This is a genomic window from Streptomyces sp. NPDC005863, from assembly GCF_042871345.1.
Taxonomy (GTDB): domain Bacteria; phylum Actinomycetota; class Actinomycetes; order Streptomycetales; family Streptomycetaceae; genus Streptomyces.
This window is the reverse complement of sequence record NZ_JBIAII010000006.1, coordinates 306,842-328,500: the sequence shown is the minus strand read 5'-3', so window position 1 is coordinate 328,500 and position 21,659 is coordinate 306,842. Positions and strand designations below refer to the sequence as shown.

The following is a 21,659-nucleotide window of genomic DNA, read 5'->3' as shown; positions in this document are numbered from 1 at the left end:
AGCCGTTCCGCCCCCCCTCCCGGCCACCCGGGGCCTTATAGGCCTAAAACCGGGCCCTGGGGGGGCGCGGGCGGGGGGGGGGGGGCCCGGGGCGGGGGGGGGCCCCCCCCCCGGGGGGGGGGGGGGGGGCCCGCCGCCGTGCGTGAACCGGCTGTCGCCTGCTACTTCGCGACGAAGCCGAGCGCCATGTACTCCTTCTCGTCCTTCGAGAAGGGCTTGCTCAGCAGCTTCTTGCCGAGGAACAAGTGGCCGTTGCCGTAGAGGAGTTCGTTGGACTTCGGGACCATGCCGCTGATCGCGTCGGTGACCGTCTGGGTGCCCGGGGTCTCCAGGAGCTTGGTCTCCTTCATCGTCTTGCCGTCGAGCGAGACGATCTGGGCGCCCTTCTGGTAGCTGTGCGTCTTGTACGCGATGACGTTGCCGCCGTCCATGCGGACCGGGAAGATCTCGCCGTTCTCGCCCGCGACGACGCGGTCGCTGGTCGGCTTGCCGGTGGCCAGCGAGAAGGAGACGATCTCGTTGGTCCGGTTGTAGCTCTCACCGCTGCCGTCGTGCTGACGCGTCGGGACGTAGAGGCGGTCGTTGCCGACGGCGATCGCACGGCAGTCGTTGACCATGTTGACGCCGCAGTCGTGGTCGTACTTGCCGTCCTCCAGCGCGATCTTCGTGCGCAGCTTGCCGTGCTCGTCGAGGGAGAAGACGTCGGTCGCGCCGGACGCGGTGATCTCGGTGGTGTCCTGGCCGAAGACGACCGGGTTGGTCGAGATGATCTTCGCGTTGTCGACGCCGGGCGCGATCGGGTACGTCCACTTCTCGCTGCCGGTCTTCGGGTCGAGCAGCTGGACCTTCAGCGTCTCGTCGCCGTACGTGCCGCACTTGCGGACCGCGACGAGCTGGTCGCCGCCGGCGTAGCCGACGTCCTCGCACTTGCCGACCTTGGGCTTCCACAGGCTCTTGCCCTTGACGTCCCAGGCGGCGCCGCCGCTGGACGTGCCGGCGCCCGCGGCGATGGTGGTGCCCGAGATGGTGACTTCCTTGAACGTCGCCTTCATGCCGTTGGTCTCGGCGGACTCGGTCCAGAGCTTTTTACCGGACTTCAGGTCGACCGCGGAGACGTTGCTGCACTGCTCGTAGTCGCCCTTCTTGTTCCGCTTGGCCTCTTCGGTGACGACCGCGGCGATGCCGTCGTCGGTGACCTCGGGCGACATCGCGCAGGCCATGCCGGAGAGCGGGATGGTCCACTTCTTCTTGCCGGTGTCCGGGTCGTAGCCGTTCAGCTCGTTGATGCCCGCCTTGGCGTAGACGTCATCGGTCAGCACCGAGCCGGTGGCGTTCCAGATCTGGTCCTTGGGGATCTTCGGCTGGGGCAGCTGCATGACCACCTTGGCCGAGGTGCTGGCCGGGGCCTTCTCCTTGGCAGAGCCCTGGCCGGGCAGCCCGCCGCCCTTGCCGTCCTTGCCGCCCTTGCCGTCCTTGCCCTTCTCGCCCTGCGCGGTGGGCTTCTTGGGGTCGTCGTCCTTCGTCGAGGCGTAGAAGACGCCGCCGCCGACGATCAGCGCGATCGCGACGACCGCCGCGATGATGATCGTCGTCTGGCCGCTGATCTTCTTGCCGCCGCCGGAGCCGCCGTCGCCGGGCTGCGGCGGGGTCGGCATGGTGGGGGGCTGCTGGTAACCCTGCTGGTAGCCCTGCTGATACTGCGGGTAGCCCTGCTGGGTCTGCGGGTAGCCCTGCTGGGTCTGCGGGTAGCCCTGCTGGACCTGCGGCTGGGCGGGCTGGGTCGGGTAGGCGTAGCTCTGCGGGGGCGCCGGCGGCTGGGGGGCCGGGGGCGCCTGCGGGTAGCCGTAGTTGGGCTGGCCCGCCGGCTGACCTGTCGGCTGTGCCGGAGGTGCCGGGGGCGCGGGCGGGGCCGCGGGCGGCGGGGCCTGCGGGGGCTGGGGGGCCTGCGGGTAGCCGTAGCCGGGGCCGGGCGCCTTGCCGAAGCCGCCGGGCGGGGGGTCCTGCGGGGCGCCGAAGCCGCCCTGCGGGGGCTGGTTCGGGGGCTGCTGCGGTGGCTGGGGAGGCTGAGTCATGACGTCGTCTGTTCCTTGGGGAGGAGAGCGGTCGAGAGGGGGCTGACGCGAGCGGGGGCCGAGCGGATCACTTGCCGTAGGCGAGCATCAGCTTCGCCTGGCCGGAGGTGCTCATGATGTTGGTGGTGGAGATGTAGAAGCGCCCGTCCACGTAGTCGATGTCCTTCGAGTAGAAGCCGCTCTCGATCTTCGACGTGCCCTGCGGGTGCTGCAGAAGGGTCTCGGGCTCGTGCGAGCCGGAGATCTTGATGGAGACGACGCGGCCGCCGGCGTCGTACGACGGCTTGACGTACGCGATCAGCGCGCCGTCCTCGGTCTTCATCGGGACCATCGCCTCGTCCACCGGCGACTTGACGCGCCAGGCCTCCTTGCCGGTGGCCAGGCTGATCGCGACGATGTCGTTCGCGCCGCTCTTCGCCTCGGTCGGCAGGTAGAGGTACGAGTCGTCGGCCACCGCGCCCAGGCAGCCGTTCAGTTCACCGTCGAGGAACGAGTAACCGCACTCCGGGGCGAACTTGTCCTTGGAGACGACCTGCGAGCGCGTCGTGTCGCTGTTCGCCTTCAGGACCGTGATGTTCGACCGGTCCTTGTCCTCGTTCTTGAGGTACACGACCGTCGGGCTCACCGAGTAGAGCTTCTCGATGCGCCAGCCCTTGGGGAACTTCTTGGTCCACAGGGCCTTGCCGGTCTTCGGGTCGAGCTGCTGCAGCTCCTCGTGCTGGGTGGGGGTGCTCGCCCCGCAGGACAGCGCCATGAGGAGCTTTTCGCCGCCGGCGAACCCGTTGGGGTAGCAGCTGCCCTCGTCCTTCCTCTTCGCGATGTAGAGCTGCTTGCCGTCGCTCATCCGCAGCGCCGTGCCGGACTGTTCGCGGCCGACCATCACCACGTCGCCGACGAGCGCCAGCTGGCTGGAGAGCGAGGAGTCGAACAGGCCCTGGTTCTTGACCGGCTTGCCCCAGCCCTTGTCACCGGTCTTCAGGTCGACGACCTGGAGCTGGTTGCACTCGGCGCCGGACTGCGAGCCCTCCTTGTACGCCACGACGATCTTCTTGTCGTCGGTGGCCGACTGGGTCGCCGCGCAGATCTTCTCCGGGAACGTGATGGCGTCCCAGGCGATCTTGCCGGTCTTCACGTTGTACGCGAGGAGCTGCTTGTACGCGGCCTTCACCACGATGTCGCCGTCGATCCACATGCCGGGGGCGTCGCCGCCGGAACCGGGGACCTTCGGCGCCTCCTTGTACCAGAGGACCTTCGCCTCGCCGGCCCGGCGGCCCGCGTTGAGGTCCTCCTTGCCCTCGTGGCCGTCGCCGCTGCCGTTGCCCGGGTTGACCGGGGCGGACGCGTGCGGCTCGGGGTCCTTGTTCTTCGCCTGGGACTTCTTGCCGCCGCCGCTGTCGTCGTCACCGCCGACGACGGCGTAGGTGACACCGCCCGCGACGAGCAGAGCGGCCACGGCCGCGGCGACGACCAGCACGAGCTTGTTGCGCTTCTTGCCGTCGCCGGGCGGCGTGCCGGGACCGGGCGGCATGCCGGGCCCGGCCGGGAACTGCGGCTGGGTGGGCGGCTGCTGCGGGTACCCGTACTGCGGCTGGGCGGCGTAGGGCCCCGGCTGGGCCGGCTGCGTCGGCTGGTTGTACGGGCCCGGCTGCTGCGGCGAGGCGTAGGGACCCGGCTGGGCCGGCTGGGTCGGCGGGTTGTACGGGCCCGCGGGCGGCGGGGTGGCGGGCGGCGGATTCTGCGGGTAGCCGTAGCCGGGCTGCGGCCGCGGTGGATCCTGCGGAGCTCCGAAGCCGCCGGGCGGCGGCTGGTTGGGCGGCTGAGACATCAGCGCTTCCCCCTTCACTGATTTTCGGCACGCCAAATGGTGCTGAGGGCAGCCTTTCTATCACCCTGGCGCCCTATCACACGGGGCCGGTCCTGTCCCTGTTCCCAAGGGAGAACCGGCCCGTGACGCCTCCGTTATGGGAGCTCCACGGGAGCTCTACGCGTCCTCCGCAAGCTCCAGCCAGCGCATTTCCAACTCCTCGCGCTCACCGATCAGTTCACGGAGTTCGGCGTCCAGTTTGGCCACCTTCTCGAAGTCCGTGGCGTTATCGGCGATTTGCGTGTGGAGCTTGGCCTCCTTGTCGGAGACCTTGTCCAGCTGCCGCTCGATCTTCTGCAGTTCCTTCTTGGCGGCGCGGGCCTCGGCGGCCGACACGGTCTTCCCCGCGGAGGACGCCGTGGACGCCGCGGGCGCCGGCTGCGCCGCGGCGGGAGCGGCCGTCTGCGCCATCCGCTGCCTGCGCTCCAGGTACTCGTCGATGCCGCGCGGCAGCATCCGCATGGTGGCGTCGCCGAGCAGCGCGAACACCTTGTCCGTGGTGCGCTCGACGAAGAACCGGTCGTGGGAGATGACGACCATGGAGCCGGGCCAGCCGTCGAGCACGTCCTCCAGCTGCGTCAGGGTCTCGATGTCGAGGTCGTTGGTGGGCTCGTCGAGGAAGAGGACGTTGGGCTCGTCCATCAGCAGCCGCAGCAACTGCAGCCTGCGCCGCTCGCCGCCGGAGAGGTCGCCGACCGGCGTCCACTGCTTCTCCTTGTTGAACCCGAAGGTCTCGCAGAGCTGGCCCGCGGTCATCTCCCGGCCCTTGCCGAGGTCGACCCGCTCGCGCACCTGCTGCACGGCTTCGAGCACCCGCAGCGTCGGCTTCAGCTCGACGACCTCCTGGGAGAGATAGGCCAGCTTCACCGTCCTGCCGACGACGACCTTGCCGGCCGCGGGCTGTACGTCGCCGTCGCTGCGGGCGGCGTCCGCCATGGCGCGAAGCAGCGAGGTCTTGCCCGCGCCGTTCACCCCGACCAGGCCGATCCGGTCGCCCGGACCGAGCTGCCAGGTCAGATGCTTGAGCAGCAGCTTCGGGCCGGCCTGGACGGACACGTCCTCCAGGTCGAAGACGGTCTTGCCGAGCCGCGTCGTCGCGAACTTCATCAGCTCGCTGGTGTCCCGCGGCGGCGGCACGTCGGCGATCAGCTCGTTGGCCGCCTCGATGCGGAACTTCGGCTTGCTGGTGCGGGCCGGGGCGCCGCGCCGCAGCCAGGCCAGCTCCTTGCGCACCAGGTTCTGCCGCTTGGTCTCCTCGGTGGCGGCGATGCGCTCACGCTCCGCGCGCGCGAAGACGTAGTCGGAGTACCCGCCCTCGTACTCGAAGACGGAGCCCTTCTGCACGTCCCACATGCGGGTGCACACCTGGTCGAGGAACCAGCGGTCGTGCGTCACACAGACGAGCGCCGAGCGGCGCGTGCGCAGATGCTGGGCCAGCCACGAGATGCCCTCGACGTCGAGGTGGTTGGTCGGCTCGTCGAGCACGATCAGGTCCTGCTCGGCGATGAGCAGCTTGGCCAGCGCGATGCGGCGCCGCTCGCCGCCGGAGAGCGGGCCGATGACGGTGTCGAGCCCCTGCGGGAACCCCGGCAGGTCGAGCCCGCCGAACAGCCCGGTCAGCACGTCCCTGATCTTGGCGCTGCCCGCCCACTCGTGGTCGGCGAGGTCGCCGATGACCTCGTGCCGGACGGTGGCGGCGGGGTCAAGCGAGTCGTGCTGCGTCAGCACGCCGAGGCGCAGCCCGCCGTTGTGCGTGACGCGCCCGGTGTCCGCCTCCTCCAGCTTGGCGAGCAGCCGGATCAGGGTGGTCTTCCCGTCGCCGTTGCGCCCCACCACGCCGATCCGGTCGCCCTCGGACACGCCGAGTGAGACGCCGTCGAGCAGGGCACGGGTGCCGTACACCTTGCTGACAGCCTCGACATTGACGAGATTGACGGCCATTTCTCTCCTGACAGGGGGGATCGATCGATCCTCCAGCGTAGTCGCCCGCGGGGACGGGCTCCGGCCCGCTCCGGGGTACGGGGTCGCTCACTCTTTGTGATGACGGATCAAGGAACCCGCGGCTACGGTTGAGGGCGGGCCGCAGAATCCCGTCCATGGGAGGAACCATGACCGCCGAGCCGATTCCCGAACCGTTCTCCGAGTCGGCGTCCGACACCCGGTGGCCGGTGCCGCCACCGGAGGGCTGGACCGTGGACGACCTGCGCACGCTGCCCGGCCTCCCGCCGCACACCGAGCTGATCGACGGGAGCCTGGTCTTCGTGAGTCCGCAGCGCTACTTCCACAGCCTCGCCATCGACCTGTTGGTGAACGGGCTCCGTGGCACCGTGCCTGCGGACTTGCGGGTGGGGCGGGAAATGACGGTGGTCATCGATCGCCACAACGGCCCCGAGCCAGACATCAGTGTCGTCCGCAAGGAAGCCGTCGTAAGCCGTAGCCAGACGTCCTTCCCCGTAGCCGATGTCCTGCTGGCGGTGGAAGTCGTCTCCCCCGACTCGGCGGCACGCGACCGCGACAGCAAACCGCTCAAGTACGCCGCCGCCGGCATCCCCCACTTCTGGCTGGTGGAAATGGCAGGCCAGGACGATCACCCAGTCGTCCAGGTATACGAACTCGGCACGGCGTCCGGCACGTACGCCCTCACGGGCATCCACCACCATCACCTGAAGGTCGCCGTCCCGTTCGACATCGACATCGACCTCACCGCCATCGACCTGCTCTGACCCGGGCGCTCAGAGCAGGACCGCTCCCGGCGCCGGGGCCTGGGCGACGCGCGCGGTGCGGCACGTGCCGGACGCCGTCAGGGCGTCGGCCACCTTGCGGGCGGCGGCGGCGTCGGCGGTGAGATACGCGGTGGTCGGTCCCGAGCCGGAGACGAGCGCGGCCAGGGCGCCCGCCGCCGTACCGGCCGCGAGGGTGTCGTGCAGCCGCGGGAAGAGGGAGAGCGCGGCGGGCTGCAGGTCGTTGGTGACGCTCGCGGCGAGCGCCCGGGCGTCGCCCGTGCGCAGCGCGTCGAGCAGCGCGGGGGACGCCTCGGGCGCGGGCGCGCAGGGGGTGAGCCGGTCGAACTCGCGGTACACAGCGGGTGTGGAGAGCCCGCCGTCGGCGACGGCGAAGACCCAGTGGAAGGTGCCGCCGACCTCCAGCGGCGTCAGCTGCTCGCCGCGCCCGGTGCCGAGCGCGGCGCCGCCGACCAGGCTGAACGGTACGTCGCTGCCCAACTCGGCGCAGATGTCGAGCAGTTCGCCCCGGGACGCCCCGGTCCCCCACAGCGCGTCGCAGGCCACGAGCGCGCCCGCGCCGTCCGCGCTGCCGCCGGCCATGCCGCCCGCGACGGGGATGTCCTTCTTGATGTGCAGGTGCACGGCGGGCTCGACGCCGTGCCGCGCGGCGAGCAGTTCCGCGGCGCGGGCGGCGAGGTTCGTGCGGTCCAGGGGGACCTGGTCGGCGCCGGGGCCCTCGCAGGTGATCCGGAGCGTGTCGGCGGGGGCGACGGTGACCTCGTCGAAGAGGCCGACGGCGAGGAAGACGTTGGCGAGGTCGTGGAAGCCGTCGGGGCGGGCGGCGCCCACCGCCAGCTGGACGTTGACCTTCGCTGGCACCCGTACGGTCACGCTCACGCGGCGGCCTCCTTGTGCTCCGCGATGCGGGCGAACTCCTCGACGGTGAGGGCCTCGCCGCGGGCCTGCGGCGAGACCCCGGCGGCGACGAGGGCGGCCTCGGCGGCGGCCGCGGAGCCGGCCCACCCCGCAAGGGCGGCCCGCAGCGTCTTCCTGCGCTGCGCGAAGGCGGCGTCGACGACGGCGAAGACCTCGCGCTTGGACGCGCTGGTCTTCACCGGCTCGGCGCGGCGCACCAGCGACACGAGGCCGGAGTCGACGTTCGGCGCGGGCCAGAAGACGTTCCGCCCGATGGACCCGGCGCGCTTGACGTCCGCGTACCAGTTGGCCTTCACGGAGGGCACGCCGTAGACCCGCGAGCCGGGCCCGGCGGCGAGCCGGTCGGCGACCTCGGCCTGCACCATCACGAGCGTGCGCTCGATGGTCGGGAAGGTGTCGAGCATGTGCAGCAGGACGGGTACGGCGACGTTGTACGGGAGGTTCGCGACCAGCGCGGTCGGGGCGGGCCCCGGCAGCTCCCCCACGAGCATGGCGTCGCTGTGCACGAGCCCGAAGGAACCGGCCTTCTCGGGCAGCCGCGCCTCGACGGTCGCGGGCAGCGCCCCGGCCAGCACGTCGTCGATCTCCACGGCGGTGACGTGGGCCGCGGTCTCCAGCAGGGCCAGGGTCAGGGACCCGAGCCCCGGGCCGACCTCGACGACGACGTCGTCCGGGCGGACCTGCGCGGTGCGGACGATGCGGCGCACCGTGTTGGCGTCGATGACGAAGTTCTGGCCGCGCTGCTTGGTCGGGCGTACGCCCAGGGCAGCGGCCAGTTCGCGGATTTCGGCGGGGCCGAGGAGGGCGCCGTGCTCAGTGCTCACGGCACAAGGTTACGGGTCCTGGCCCCTGGGCCTCGCGCGGTCCTTCGCCCCCCTGGGCGGGTGGGTTCTGCCTCGTCTTTGGGTGCGCGTCCGAACAGGGCCGCCGCTGCGCGGCGGATGCCTCCCGCCCACCCGCCCGTTCACCCCGCGACGCCGGGTTGGAGTAGGGGCGGGTGGGTGGGGATGGCTGTGCGCCGGGGGTGGGCACGTGGGGGCGGGCGGGTGGGGATGGCCCGTGCGTCCGGCTGGGCGGGTGCGCGGTGCCATGGGGGCTGGGGTTACAGCCTGCGGCCGCAGTGGGGCCAGGGGGTTGCTCCTCGTTGTACGTAGAGTTTCTTCGCCCGGAACGTCTGTTCCGATGCCGACGCGTCCTGGGGGCGGCCCGAGCCGCCCAGTGCCTGCCACGTCCGCGTGTCGAACTGGTACAGGCCGCCGTACGTGCCGGACGGGTCCACCGCCGCGGGCCTGCCGCCCGACTCGCAGTGGGCGAGGCCACCCCAGTTGAGGCCGTCCGCCCCCGCCACCGACGACGGCATCCGCTTCGTGCCCACCTTCACGATCCGCTTCTGCGGCTCCCGCACCACTTCCGTCCGCACCCGCCGCGGCTTCTGCTTCACGCCGTTCACGGACCGCACCGTGTACGTGACCCGCCGCACCCCCGGCCGCCCCGCCTGCGCCACGACCTCCGTGCCGCGCAGCACCGTCGCGTCCTCGGTCTTCTCCACCTCGAAGGGGATCGGCTCCTCGCGGACCTCCTTCGTCCCGGTGATCCGCATGACCGTCACGGTCTGCCCGTCGCGCGGAAAGCTCTCCGGCGCCACCGACGTCGTGTCCTGGCCCCGCAACGTCACCCCGGCCTCGGCGACTGCGTCCCGCACGCTCGCCGCGTTCGTGCGGATCGTCCGCTCCCGCCCGTCCGCCATGATCGTGACGGTGCGTTCGGTCAGGACGTCGAGGGCGAGCCCGTCCCGGTCGATGCGCCGGGAGCGCGAGGCCGACAGCTGCGCGCCCTCCGCCCGCACCCCGAGCTGCCGCAGCGCCCCGTCCACGGTCCGCGCCGTGGTCCACACCTTGCGCCGCTGCCCGTCGAGGGTGAGGTGGACGGGTCTGCCGTACCGGACGGCGATCTCGTCGCCGCTGGCGAGCGTCGTCGCCGACGCGGGCGCCACGATGTCGTGCGTGCCGACGTCCACGCCCTCGTCGGCGAGGAGTTCGCCGACGTCGTCCGCGAAGGTGTGCAGCGTGCGGGGCTTGCCGTCGACGATGAGTTGCACGGCCTTGTCGTTGGCGACGAACGCGGAGGTGCCGCCCGCGAGGAACGCGACCACGAGGGCCTGCGGCACCAGCTTGCGCATCGCCTCTGGCGGCCGCATCGCCTCGGACGGCCGCGGTGCCTCGCCCCGCTGCGGCCCCGCGGGAACGGCGCGCCCGCCTGCCCTGCGCCGGCGCGCGGCCCGCCCCTCCGACGCGGGCCTCCCGGACTGCCGGGGAAGCCGCCCCCCGACGGCTTCATCCGCGTCGGCGTCGACACCGGCGCCCACGTCGAGAAGGGTGGCCTCGTACGGCGCCGAGCCCTGGTACGGGCCGCCGCCCCCGTACACCTCGCCCGGCTGCGTCACCTCGCGCCAGGGCGCCTCGTACGTAGGCGCCCCGTACGCCGGCGCCGCGTAGGCCGGCACCGCATACGTCGGCGCCTCGTACGTAGGCAACGCATACGTCGGCTCCGCATAGACCGCCGACTGACGCGGCGATGGCTCGAAGGGCGGCTCAAAGGGCGGCTCGTACGTCTCGTACCGCGCATTGCTCACGACGACGCTCCAGGGGTCCGTACCGGGCGGACAGAACCTAGCGGAGCCACCGTCACTCTCCAAAGCAACGCGACTACACAGTGTCGTCGCGTTGACCCGAGCCGTGCCACGGGAGCGGCCGGCGCCGCCCCGTACCGTTATCGGTCAGTAAGCAAACGCGCGCGCCGTGTTCGCCGAGACGGCCGTGGCCATGGCGTCCTCGTCGATGCCCCGCATCTCGGCCATCGCGCGCAACGTGACCGGAATGAGATACGGCGCGTTGGGCCGTCCGCGGTACGGCGCGGGCGTGAGGAACGGCGCGTCCGTCTCGACGAGCACGAGTTCGAGCGGCGCGACGGCCAGCGCGTCCCGCAGATCCTGGGCGTTCTTGAAGGTGACGTTGCCTGCGAAGGACATGAAGTAGCCGTGTTCCGCGCAGACTCGGGCCATCGCGGCGTCGCCGGAGTAGCAGTGGAAGACGGTGCGCTCGGGGGCGCCCTCCTCCTTCAGGATCCGCAGCACATCCTCGTGCGCCTCGCGATCGTGGATGACCAGCGCCTTGCCGTGCCGCTTCGCGATCTCGATGTGCGCGCGGAAGGACCGCTCCTGCGCGGCCATGCCCTCCGGCCCGGTGCGGAAGTAATCGAGGCCCGTCTCGCCGACGCCGCGCACCTGCGGCAGCGCCGCGAGCCGGTCGATCTCGGCGAGCGCCGCGTCGAGCGCGGCGTCGCCGCCGGCCTCGCGCGCGCCCTGCCGGGACCAGCCGTCGGGGTCGCCGAGGACGATGCGGGGCGCCTCGTTGGGGTGCAGGGCGACGGTCGCGTGCACGCTGTCGTGCGCCGCGGCGGTCTCGGCCGCCCACCGGGAGCCGCGGACGTCGCAGCCCACCTGCACGACCGTGGTGACGCCCACGGACGCGGCCTTGGCGAGGCCCTCCGCCACCGAGCCCGACTGCATGTCGAGGTGGGTGTGCGAGTCGGCGACCGGGACCCGGAGCGGTTCGGGCAGCGGCGGGGGGACGTCGGCGTTCTTCGAAGGCATGCCTCGATCCTACGAAGCCTCCGGTCCTGCGAAGCCCCCCCGCACCCGGGACCGCCCGGTCTCAGTGCGCCTTGCGGTGCTGGAACGGGTGGAGCAGGTCGGAGAGGTGCCAGTGGTGGTCGGACGCGGGCGCCGCGGTGGCGCCCCCGGCGGCGACCACGTCCGCGTCGACGTCGGTGTCGGGATTGGCCTGCTTGCCCACGTGCTTGCCCTCGTGCTGGCGCCGCATCATGTCGAGGACCGAGGACACCTGGCCCGCCCGCATGATCCGCACCACGTGGCCACCGCAGTTCGTGCACGTGGGCCGGGTCAGCGGAGAGGGCACGCGCGAGCCGTCCGCCAGGTACGTCACGAACGCGTGGCCCGAGGCGTCCACGTGGTGCTCTATCTCGTACGACTGCTCCCAGCCGTGCCCGCACCGCATGCAGGCGAAGGCGTACGACTCGTGAACGACGTTGGTCGCCGTGGTGGGGTGGCCCGTGTCTGCGATGTCACTCATGCCAGCTGCTCCTCTTGCCCGAGGGACAAGCACTGCCGGGTCCGGGGATTATCCCGGCCGGAAGCGTGGGGACGGGTGCGTCCCTTCAACCAGTGGACGCCTTTCCCGGAGCGAGCGCATCAGACCTGTCGAGCATTGGAGCCGTTTTGGCCTTTCCATAGGAAAGGCGCCTGGTGCGCGGCCCGCGCTTTGCCTTTCACGATAGTCCTTTGCCTTCCGATGGGCCGCCCCGATCCGCATTCTTTGCCGCCACGACGGCATCGAAGACCTCGCGTTTGGGAAGCCCCGCGTCGGCGGCCACCGCGGCGATGGCCTCCTTGCGCCGCTCGCCCGCCTCCTCGCGCACCCGCACCCTGCGCACCAGCTCCTCGGGGCCGAGCTCCGCCCCGCTCTTCTCCGGCGCGCCCTCGACGACGACGGTGATCTCACCGCGTACGCCGTCGGCCGCCCACTCGGCGAGTTCCTTCAGGGAGCCGCGCTTGACCTCCTCGTACGTCTTGGTCAGCTCGCGGCAGACCGCGGCCCTGCGCTCCTCGCCGAACGCCTCGGCCATCGCGGCGAGCGTGTCGTCGATGCGGTGCGGGGCCTCGAAGTAGACGAGGGTGCGGCGGTCCTCGGCGACCTCGCGCAGCCGGGAGAGGCGCTCGCCCGCCTTGCGCGGCAGGAACCCCTCGAAGCAGAACCGGTCCACCGGGAGGCCGGAGAGCGCCAGCGCCGTGAGCACGGCGGACGGTCCTGGCACCGCGGTCACCCGTACGTCCCGCTCCACGGCGGCGGCGACGAGCCGGTAGCCGGGGTCGGAGACCGACGGCATGCCGGCGTCGGTCACCAGCAGCACCCGCGCGCCGCCGGTCAGCGCCTCGACCAGCTCGGGTGTGCGCGCCGCCTCGTTGCCCTCGAAGTAGGACACGACCCGGCCGCCGACCTGCACCCCCAGCGCCTGGGTGAGCCGGCGCAGCCGCCGGGTGTCCTCGGCCGCCACGACGTCTGCCGCCGCCAGTTCGGCGGCGAGCCGCGGCGGGGCGTCGGCGACATCGCCGATGGGGGTGCCTGCCAGCACCAGGGTTCCGGGGGAATCAGCGCTTCCTGTCACGGATCCATCCTCGCAGGGGCCGGGGGGCGGGACTCGCACAGTCTGGTTCCCTACGATGGCGCGGTGACCAGTACCGCGTCTTCCCCGGACACCCGCGAGGGCCAGGCAGCCGAGGAGCAGCAGCCCTCGTGGCAGCGGCGGCTGCGCCGATTCGGTCATGCGGAGCGCGCCCGGGACGACGTCACGGCCCGTCTCGTCCCCGGATACGCGGAGCCGAGCCCCCGGCTGTGGCTGACGCTCGGCCTGTCCGAGCCGTTCGCCGACCGCCTTGTGCGGTGGTCCGGCTGGGCGGGGCCGCTGCTGATCACGCTCGTCGCCGGGATCACCCGGTTTCTGAACCTCGGCAATCCGAAGGCCGTGATATTCGACGAGACGTATTACGCGAAGGACGCCTGGGCGCTCATCCACCGCGGCTTCGAGGTCAACTGGCCGGAGAAGGTCAACGACGACGTCCTGCGGCAGGGCGGTGACATCGCGATCCCGCACGACGCGGCGTACGTGGTGCATCCGCCGGTCGGCAAGTATGTGATCGGTGTCGGCGAGTGGCTGTTCGGTTTTGATCCGTTCGGCTGGCGGTTCATGACGGCGCTGCTCGGCACTCTCTCGGTGCTGATGCTCTGCCGGATCGGGCGGCGGCTGTTCCGCTCCACGTTCCTCGGCTGTCTGGCGGGCGCGCTGCTCGCGGTGGACGGCCTGCACTTCGTGATGAGCCGTACCGCCCTGCTCGACCAGGTCCTGATGTTCTTCGTGCTCGCCGCGTTCGGCTGCTTCCTGATCGACCGGGACAAGGCGCGGGCCCGGCTCGCCGCCGCGCTGCCGGTGGACGCCGACGGCCGGGTGCGGCCCGATGTGCGGGTCGCGCAGACGCTGCGGCTGGGGTGGCGCCCCTGGCGGTGGGCGGCCGGGCTCTGCCTCGGCCTCGCCTTCGGCACCAAGTGGAACGGCCTGTACGTGATGGTCTTCCTCTGTCTGATGACGGTCCTGTGGGACGTGGGCGCGCGCCGGGTGGCCGGCGCGGTGCGGCCCTACCGTGCGGTCCTGCGCCACGACGTGCTGCCGGCGTTCGTCTCGACGGTGCCGGTGGCGCTCGTCACGTACGTCGTGTCCTGGCTCGGCTGGATCCTCTCGCCGACGGACGGCTCCGGCGGCTACTACCGCAACTGGGCGGTGACGGACGGCAAAGGCGGCGGCTGGACCTGGCTGCCGGACTGGGTGCGCAGCCTGTGGCACTACGAGCACGCCGTCTACGACTTCCATGTGGGCCTGTCCTCGCCGCACACCTACCAGTCGAATCCGTGGAGCTGGCTCGTCGACGGCCGGCCCGTCTCGTACTTCTACGAGTCGCCGCTGCCCGGCAAGGACGGCTGCCCCTCGGACACCACGGAGAAGTGCGCCCGCGAGGTCCTCGCGCTCGGCACCCCGCTGCTGTGGTGGGTGGCGGCGCTCGCGCTGGTCTACGTGGTGTGGCGGTGGGCGTTCCGCCGCGACTGGCGGGCGGGCGCGATCCTGTGCGCGGTGCTCGCGGGCTATCTGCCCTGGTTCTTCTACCAGGAGCGCACGATCTTCTACTTCTACGCGGTCGTCTTCGTGCCGTTCCTGTGTCTGGCCGTGGCGATGCTGGTGGGCGCGCTGCTCGGGCCGCCGGGTTCGGGCGAGGGGCGGCGCGTGGCCGGCGCGGCGGCCTCGGGCGTCCTCGTCCTGCTGATCCTGTGGAACTTCATCTATTTCTGGCCCATTTACACCGGCACCGCGATTCCCATCGATTCCTGGCGGTCACGCATGTGGCTGGACACATGGGTGTAGTCGATACATGGGTGTAGGGCACACCTTGGACACCGTCGGATAACGACCGTCCCGTACGTACCTTCTCCCCCTTAGGGTTCAGGCGAACGCCCCCGCCGGAATGCATTTCGGCGGGGCTCCTGGGGAGGGGGCGCATCGTGCGCAAGGGAATAAAGGCCGCGCTGGTCGGCGGGGTCTTCACCGCGATGGTGGGGACCGCGGGGTACGGCGCGTACAACCTCGTGAACGGCCTGTCGGGGGGCGGCGGTTCGGGGGGACCGGGCTCCGCCGAGGTCAAGACGGGCCCGGTGTCGAGCGATGAAGTGCGTCAGACGGCCGGGAAGTTCCTCGCGGCGTGGGCCGACGGCGACGCCGGGGGCGCCGCCGGGTACACCGACAACAGCACGGCGGCGACCACCGCCCTGACCGGCTTCCGCGAGGACGCGCACCTGACGAAGGTGAAGATCACCCCGAAGCGGGCGTCCGGCGACAGCGTGCCGTTCTCGGTGTCGGCGACGGTGTCGTACCGGGGGAAGAGCAAGCCCCTCGCGTACGACTCACGGCTGACCGTGGTCCGCGGCAAGACCACCGGGCGCCCGCTCGTCGACTGGCAGGCCTCGGTGGTCCACCCCTCCCTGCGCAGGGGCGACACCCTCGTGACGGGTGAGGCCACCGCGCCGCCCATCGAGGCGGTGGACCGGGCCGGCGTCGTCCTGCGCAAGAAGGACTACCCCTCGCTGCGCCCGATCCTGGACAGCCTGCGCGCCAAGTACGGCGAGCGGGCGGGCGGCAAGCCGGGCATCGAGCTGTACGTGCAGCACGAGGACCAGGACGCCGGGTCGCGCACGCTGCTCACCCTCACCGAGGGCACCCCGGGCAAGCTGCCCACGACGCTGAGCGCCGGGGCGCAGAAGGCGGCGGAGCGGGCGGTGCTGCGCAGCGACAACTCGTCGGTGGTCGCGGTGAAGCCGAGCACCGGTGAGATCCTCGCGGTCGCCAACAACCGTGAGGACGCCTTCAACGCGGCGTTCGAGGGCAAGGTGGCGCCCGGCTCGACGATGAAGATCCTCACCGCGGCGATGCTCATCGACAAGGGCGTCACCAAGGCGAGCGGGCCCGCGCCGTGCCCACCCACCGCGACCTGGCAGAGCCAGACCATCCACAACCTCAAGGGCATGGCGCCGAACGAGTCCGCGACGCTCTCGGAGAGCTTCGCGCGCTCCTGCAACACCGCGTTCGTGAAGCTCATCGACGAGGACGGCATCACCGACGAGTCGCTGACCGAGGAGGCGCAGAACAACTTCGGCCTCGGCCAGGACAACTGGAAGGCCGGCGTCGTCACCAGCGACGGCACGGTCCCCGCCTCCACGGGCCCCGACCGGGCGACCAACGCCATCGGCCAGGGCGAGGTCCTGATGAACCCGCTCAACATGGCGTCGGTGACGGCGACGGCGATGACGGGCACCTTCCACCAGCCGGTGATCGTGCCGAAATCCCTGGACGACCGTGAACTGGCCACCGCGCGGGGCCTGCGCGCCTCCACCGTCGCGCAGCTGCGCCAGATGATGCACCGCACCGCGGTCAGCGGCACCGGGGCGCGGGCCATGGCGGGGCTCGGCGGCGACATCGGCGCGAAGACCGGTTCCGCGGAGGTCGACGGGCAGGAGAAGTCGGACAGTTGGTTCACCGGTTACCGGGGTGACGTCGCCGCGGCCGCGATGGCGCAGCGGGGCGGGCACGGCGGTGACGCGGCGGGCCCGATCGTGGCGGCGGTGCTGGGCGCAGGGTAGACGGTCCGCCGGGCCGGTGCCCGGGCGGACGGCGAAGTGGTCGGGTGCTTCCCCGTACGCCTCTAAGGTGGCCTTCCGGTGCGGAGCCGGGGGTTCTGGGGAACTGCGGAGGGTTTGTGGGCAAGCGAAGGCGCGCCGCCGAGCGCAAGGGCGTCGGCGGCGTCAGAAACACGAAGGTGCACCCGGGTGTGCTCGGCGGGGCGGCGGCCGTGGTCGTGGTCGGCGTGGGGGCCGCCGCGTTCGCGCTCTCCGGGGGCGCCGGCTCCGACGGGGACGGTTCGAGCGTCGACGAGAAGCAGGTCGCGACGGGCCCGCCGACGGCGGCCGAAGTCCGCACCACCGCGCGGGCGTTCCTCACCGCGTGGGCCAAGGGCGATGTGGCGCGGGCCGCGGCGCTCACCGACGACCGCGCGGCGGCGCTGACGTCCCTGACCTCGTACCGCAAGGACGGCCACCTCACGAAGCCCCGGCTGACCCCGGGCAGGCGGGCGGGGGCCACGGTGCCGTTCAAGGCGGCGGCCACGGTCTCGTACGAGGGAAAGACCAAGCCGCTGTCGTACGCGTCCGAACTGACCGTCGTGCGCCGCAAGAGCGACGGCAGGACGCTGGTCGGCTGGCAGCCCTCGGTCCTCCACCCGGAGCTGAAGCGGGGCGACCGGCTGGTCACCGGGGAGGCGGGCGACCCGCCGATCAAGGCGGTGGACCGGGACGGCGGCGCGCTGACGGCGGCGAAGTACCCGTCGCTGGGCACGGTGCTGGACGGGCTGCGCGAGAAGTACGGCAAGAAGGCGGGGGGCAAGGCGGGCGTGGAGCTGCGGGTGGTACGGGCGGACGCCGACGGAAAGTCTGCGTCGACGTCGGACTCCGCCTCGAACTCGGCCTCGGACTCGGCCGCGGCGAAGAAGAAGGACGACGCGAAGGCGCTGCCCGACAAGACGCTGCTCACGCTGTCGCCGGGGACGCCGGGCACGCTGAAGACGACGTTCAGCGGGTCGTTGCAGGCGGCCGCGGAGCGCGAGACGGCGAAGCGGCAGCGGGCGTCCGTCGTGGTGGTCAAGCCGAGCACCGGCGAGATCCTGGCGGCCGCCAACTCCAATCCGGGCGGCTTCAACACGGCCTTCCAGGGCTCGATCGCGCCCGGCTCCACGATGAAGGTCATCACCTCGTCGCTGCTCCTGGAGAAGAAGCTCGCCGGGGTCGACAAGAAGCACCCGTGCCCCAAGTACGTGACGTACGGGGGCTGGAAGTTCCAGAACGACGACAAGTTCGAGATCAAGGGCGGTACGTTCCGCGCGAGCTTCGCCCGGTCCTGCAACACGGCCTTCATCAGCCAGGCCGAGAAGCTGGAGAACGACTCCCTCACCCGGCAGGCGCAGGAGGTCTTCGGGCTCGGCAGGGACAACTGGTCGATCGGCGTGTCGTCCTTCGACGGCGCGGTGCCGGTGCAGAGCGACGCGCAGATGGCGGCGTCGTTGATCGGGCAGGGCGGGGTGCGGATGAATCCGCTGAACATGGCGTCGGTGGCGGCGACGGTGAAGTCCGGCAAGTTCCGCCAGCCCTACCTGGTCTCGCCGGACGTCGACGACCGCGAACTGGCCACCGCGCCGCGTGCGTTGTCGGGCTCGACGGCGGCGTCGCTGCGGGAGCTCATGCACTACACGGCGGTCGCCGGCACGGCGGTCGAGCCGATGTCGGGGCTCGGTTCCGACATGGGCGCGAAGACCGGCTCCGCGGAGGTCGACGGCCAGAAGAAGCCGAACGGCTGGTTCACGGCGTACCGGGGTGACCTGGCGTCGGCGGCGGTTGTCCAGGAGGGCGGCCATGGGGGGGACTCGGCGGGGCCGGTGGTACGGGCGATGCTGTTGGCCGGAGGCTGAGGGGTCCCGGGCGGCGCCTTCGGTGCCCCGGAGACGTTGAAGGTCACCGGGGCCGCCCGGGGTTTTGCGAAGTGTGGCGCCTCCGGGCCGGCAGTAAAGGGCGCCCTTCGGGCGTCGGCTTCGCCGATTCCGCTGCGCTCCACCCTTGACTCCCGTCCCTCCACCGCGACTTGACCTTCGACCCGGACGGCCAGGGGTGAGGCGGCGGGGTCTGGGGGTTGGGTCATCACGTTTCGCTGCCGGGTGCGGACCGGTCCAACGTGTGCCGACGCCACGGTGCGAGCTCGGCCCACGGCCGGCGTGGTCGGGTCATCGGCTCTCGCTGCCGCGTGCGGACCGGCCCATCGTGGGCGCGGCCACGGTACGAGCGCGGCCCACGACCAGTCTGCTCAGGTCATCCGCTCGCGCTGCCGGGTGCGGCCCGCCCTATCGTCGGCAGAGGCGACGTTCGATGCGCTGGCCGGGGGCAGAGGTCGGCCGCCCCCGGGGGGTCTGTCACCTACTTTGGAAAAGTTGCGAATGAATATGCCGCACGCCCCCCTCCCACACCCCAAGCGCCCCCGGAACCGGACAGTCCACCGAGGGGGATGAGGTGGGTGGGTGCTCTGCGGGAGGTGGGATTGGCGGGGCTGCCGGGATCTGGTGGCGCACGAGGTGTGTGGGGCGAATGGGTTCGGTGGCGCGCCACCGGGCCCGGCGGAGGGGCAGAACCCGCCCGCCTACCACCGGTCCGACGGCGCGCGGGGCGCGGCAGGGGGGCGCGCGGAGTTCCACTTCGCAACTTTCCCAAAGTAGGTGCCAGACCCCCAACAGAGTTCTCGTGTGGGACGAACGAAGGGGTTCGGTAGGGCCACCGGGTTCGGCGGAGGGACCGGATCCTGCGATCGGGCACCCACCAGGCGGCGCGCGGGGTGTGGCAGGGGGCGCGCGGGCTTCTGCTTCGCAACTTTCCCAAAGTAGGTAACCGAGGGGGAAGGGATGGAGCGCGGACGGGCCTGGCGTCAGGAGGCGGGCTTACGTCCCCGGGGGCGCATCCGGTCTGGCGAGGGGGCGCGCGGCGTCTCGATTCGCAACTTTGCCGAAGTAGGTACCCGACCACGAGAACCCGCCCCGCGCCCCCGCCCCCTCGACCGCGACAGCCAGACACGAGGCCCCCGACCACCGCACCCGGCCACGGAGGCTGATGGCCCGCGCGGCGTGGCCGGGCGGCTGGCCCACCGTGGCCGCCGCCCGCGATGAGCCGGACCGCACCCGCCAGCGCAAGCCGATGGCCCGGGCAGCGATGCCGCGTGGACGGCCGAGCCGCAACCCTGGCCCGCGCCCGCGATGGGCCGGACCGCACCCGGCGGTGAAAGCTGATGGCCCGAGCAGCGTGGCCGCGTGGCTGGCCGAGCGCGCACCGGGGCGTCGGCGCACGATGGGCCGGTCCGCACCCGGCAGCGAAAGGTGGTGACCCGACCACACCGGCCGTGGGCCGAGCTCGCACCGGGGCCTCCGCCCACGTTGGGCCGGTCCGCACCCGGCAGCGAGACGTGATGACCCATCCCAGCAGAGCCCGCCGGCCCCACCCCTGGCCGTCCGGGTCGAAAGTCAAGCTGCGGTGGAGGGACGGGAGTCAAGGGTGGAGCGGAGCGGAATCGGCGGAGCCGACGCCCGAAGGGCGCCCTTTACTCGCGGCCCGGAGGCGCCACACTCCGCAAAACCCCGGGCGGCCCCGGTAAGAATCGAAGGCACCGGCCCAGCGAAGGGTGACCTCCAGGCCCCACCCCTACCGTGGCCCATGCCGACCGACCCCGTCGAACGGCTCGCTGCGGTAGCGCCCTTTACCGGCGGGCCGGAGCCGCCACGCTCCGCAGAACCCCGGGCAGCCCCGGTCGGAATCGAAGGTGCCGGGTCGCCGAAGACGCCGGACCCGTCCGCTCTGCGGATACACGGTCGCGTGCCCCGTACACAGACCGCTAGCGTGCCCCGCATGAGTGACAGCACAACCCCGCCACCCACCACCGCCGCCCACCCCCGCTTCGCCGAGGCCCTGCTCCAGTTGGGGCTCGGTGACCTGATCGCCCGGGTGCGCCGCTTCCCGGAGCAGACCCGTACCGCCCAGGAGGCCGCCGCGGCCATCGGCTGCGAGCTCAGCCAGATCTGCAAGTCCCTGATCTTCGCGGCGGACGGCGTCCCGGTCCTGGTCCTGATGGACGGCGCGTCGCGCGTCGACCTCGACCTCGTGCGCCGCGAGCTCGGCGCCGAGAAGGTCACCCGCGCCAGGGCGGACGTCGTCCGCGAGGCCACCGGCTACGCGATCGGCGGCGTACCGCCCTTCGGTCACGCCACCCGCACCCGCGTCCTCGCCGACCGCTCCCTCCTCCACCACGAAGTGGTATGGGCGGCGGCCGGCACGCCCTACGCCGTCTTTCCGATGGCCCCCGAGACGCTGGTCGCCCACGCCGGCGGCACCCTCGTGGACGTGCGCGAGACCGCCGAGTGACCCCGCTGGTCGCGGCCGCGGTGCTGCTCGCCGCCGTCACCCACGCCAGCTGGAACGCGATCGCCCACCACATCACGGACAAGCTGGTCGGCTTCACCCTCATCTCCGGCGGCGGCACGCTGATCGGGCTGCTCCTCGCCCCCTTCGTCCCGCTCCCGGACGCCGCGGCCTGGCCCTACCTGGTCCTCTCCGCGGCCCTGCACGTCGGCTACTACGCCCTGCTCATGACGTCGTTCCGGCTCGGCGACTTCGGCCAGGCCTACCCCATCGCCCGCGGCACGGCCCCCCTCGTCGTCACGGTCCTCGCGGCGCTCTTCGCGGGCGAGGTCCCCGACGGCTGGCAGGCGGCGGGCGTCGCGGTCTCCTCCGCGGGCCTGACCGGGCTCGCCCTGTGGGGCATACGGGGCACGGGCCGCCGCCCCGACTGGGCGGCCATCGGCGCGGCCCTCGCGACGGGCGTCTCCATCGCGGGCTACACGGTGGTGGACGGCCTGGGCGTACGGGCCTCCGGCTCCTCCATGGGGTACATCGCGTGGCTGATGGTCCTGGAGGGCATCACGGTCCCGCTGTACGCGGCGTACCGCTGGCGCGGCGAACTGATCCCGCGCCTGCGCCCGTTCGCGGCGGTGGGCCTGCTCGGCGCGGCGCTCTCGGTCCTGGCGTACGGCCTGGTCCTGTGGGCCCAGACGCGAGCGGACCTGGCCCCGGTCTCGGCGCTGCGGGAGTCCTCGATCATCGTCGGGGCGGCGATCGGCGCGATCTTCTTCAAGGAACGGTTCGGGGCGCCGCGGCTGGTCGCGGCGGGGCTGATGGTGGCGGGGATCGGGCTGATGCTGCACGCCGGGTAGCGAGGGCAGCGGGGGCGTCTTCGGCGTCACACCGACGC

At 72.0% G+C, this 21,659-nt stretch carries 15 protein-coding genes; 6 read left to right on the top strand and 9 right to left on the bottom strand.

Translation table 11 applies throughout. The features are described 5' to 3' along the window. Nucleotides 1-161 precede the first annotated feature (161 nt). The 3 genes from ACFYO9_RS22965 to ACFYO9_RS22955 form a co-directional block, all read right to left on the bottom strand. Complete coding sequence (locus ACFYO9_RS22965; protein WP_358774790.1) at nucleotides 162-2,072, bottom strand: PQQ-binding-like beta-propeller repeat protein; 1,911 nt, start codon at nucleotides 2,070-2,072, stop codon at nucleotides 162-164. Between the two features lie 67 nt (nucleotides 2,073-2,139). Then, the gene (locus tag ACFYO9_RS22960; RefSeq protein WP_358774792.1) at nucleotides 2,140-3,897 is read right to left on the bottom strand and encodes a PQQ-binding-like beta-propeller repeat protein; all 1,758 of its coding nucleotides are present in this window, start codon (nucleotides 3,895-3,897) and stop codon (nucleotides 2,140-2,142) included. Between the two features lie 156 nt (nucleotides 3,898-4,053). Beyond that, nucleotides 4,054-5,877 carry an ABC-F family ATP-binding cassette domain-containing protein gene (locus tag ACFYO9_RS22955; protein WP_355807445.1) on the bottom strand — a complete coding sequence of 608 codons (1,824 nt, stop codon included), beginning with the start codon at nucleotides 5,875-5,877 and terminating at the stop codon, nucleotides 4,054-4,056. A 167-nt stretch (nucleotides 5,878-6,044) separates the two neighbouring features. On the opposite strand from ACFYO9_RS22955, the gene ACFYO9_RS22950 reads away from it, so the two are divergent. Continuing rightward, nucleotides 6,045-6,659 carry a Uma2 family endonuclease gene (locus ACFYO9_RS22950; protein WP_358775066.1) on the top strand — a complete coding sequence of 205 codons (615 nt, stop codon included), beginning with the start codon at nucleotides 6,045-6,047 and terminating at the stop codon, nucleotides 6,657-6,659. 9 nt (nucleotides 6,660-6,668) lie between these two features. Here the strand turns inward: ACFYO9_RS22950 and ACFYO9_RS22945 are convergent, their stop codons facing one another. From ACFYO9_RS22945 to rsmI, 6 genes are all read right to left on the bottom strand, one after another. Further along, entirely contained in the window at nucleotides 6,669-7,556 is an 888-nt protein-coding gene (locus ACFYO9_RS22945; RefSeq protein ID WP_358774794.1) for a 4-(cytidine 5'-diphospho)-2-C-methyl-D-erythritol kinase, read from the bottom strand. After that, nucleotides 7,553-8,419, bottom strand: a complete 867-nt coding sequence (gene rsmA, locus ACFYO9_RS22940; protein WP_355807451.1) for a 16S rRNA (adenine(1518)-N(6)/adenine(1519)-N(6))-dimethyltransferase RsmA — start codon at nucleotides 8,417-8,419, stop codon at nucleotides 7,553-7,555. Before rsmA ends, ACFYO9_RS22945 begins: the two co-directional genes overlap by 4 nt. Before the next feature lie 278 nt (nucleotides 8,420-8,697). Next, nucleotides 8,698-10,227, bottom strand: coding sequence for a ubiquitin-like domain-containing protein (locus ACFYO9_RS22935; RefSeq protein WP_358774796.1), 1,530 nt, complete (start codon nucleotides 10,225-10,227; stop codon nucleotides 8,698-8,700). Nucleotides 10,228-10,371: 144 nt separating this feature from the next. Then, on the bottom strand, nucleotides 10,372-11,247 hold the full coding sequence (locus ACFYO9_RS22930) for a TatD family hydrolase (RefSeq protein WP_358711413.1): 876 nt from the start codon (nucleotides 11,245-11,247) through the stop codon (nucleotides 10,372-10,374). Nucleotides 11,248-11,308: 61 nt separating this feature from the next. Further along, entirely contained in the window at nucleotides 11,309-11,746 is a 438-nt protein-coding gene (locus ACFYO9_RS22925; RefSeq protein ID WP_358774798.1) for a hypothetical protein, read from the bottom strand. A gap of 196 nt (nucleotides 11,747-11,942) precedes the next feature. After that, complete coding sequence (rsmI, locus tag ACFYO9_RS22920; protein WP_355807459.1) at nucleotides 11,943-12,839, bottom strand: 16S rRNA (cytidine(1402)-2'-O)-methyltransferase; 897 nt, start codon at nucleotides 12,837-12,839, stop codon at nucleotides 11,943-11,945. A 63-nt stretch (nucleotides 12,840-12,902) separates the two neighbouring features. Here rsmI and ACFYO9_RS22915 point away from each other — a divergent pair, with 63 nt between their 5' ends. The 5 genes from ACFYO9_RS22915 to ACFYO9_RS22895 all read left to right on the top strand — a co-directional run bounded on the left by ACFYO9_RS22915 (nucleotide 12,903) and on the right by ACFYO9_RS22895 (nucleotide 21,621). After that, nucleotides 12,903-14,642 (top strand): phospholipid carrier-dependent glycosyltransferase, encoded by a 1,740-nt coding sequence (locus tag ACFYO9_RS22915; protein WP_358711409.1) that lies wholly within the window; start codon nucleotides 12,903-12,905, stop codon nucleotides 14,640-14,642. Nucleotides 14,643-14,779: 137 nt separating this feature from the next. Continuing rightward, nucleotides 14,780-16,411, top strand: coding sequence for a penicillin-binding transpeptidase domain-containing protein (locus ACFYO9_RS22910; protein ID WP_358774800.1), 1,632 nt, complete (start codon nucleotides 14,780-14,782; stop codon nucleotides 16,409-16,411). Between the two features lie 116 nt (nucleotides 16,412-16,527). After that, on the top strand, nucleotides 16,528-18,288 hold the full coding sequence (locus ACFYO9_RS22905; protein ID WP_358774801.1) for a penicillin-binding transpeptidase domain-containing protein: 1,761 nt from the start codon (nucleotides 16,528-16,530) through the stop codon (nucleotides 18,286-18,288). Between the two features lie 1,972 nt (nucleotides 18,289-20,260). Continuing rightward, entirely contained in the window at nucleotides 20,261-20,773 is a 513-nt protein-coding gene (locus tag ACFYO9_RS22900) for a YbaK/EbsC family protein (protein WP_358711404.1), read from the top strand. Then, a complete protein-coding gene (locus ACFYO9_RS22895) occupies nucleotides 20,770-21,621 on the top strand; it encodes a DMT family transporter (protein WP_358711402.1) in 852 nt (283 codons plus the stop codon). Before ACFYO9_RS22900 ends, ACFYO9_RS22895 begins: the two co-directional genes overlap by 4 nt. Nucleotides 21,622-21,659 lie beyond the last annotated feature (38 nt).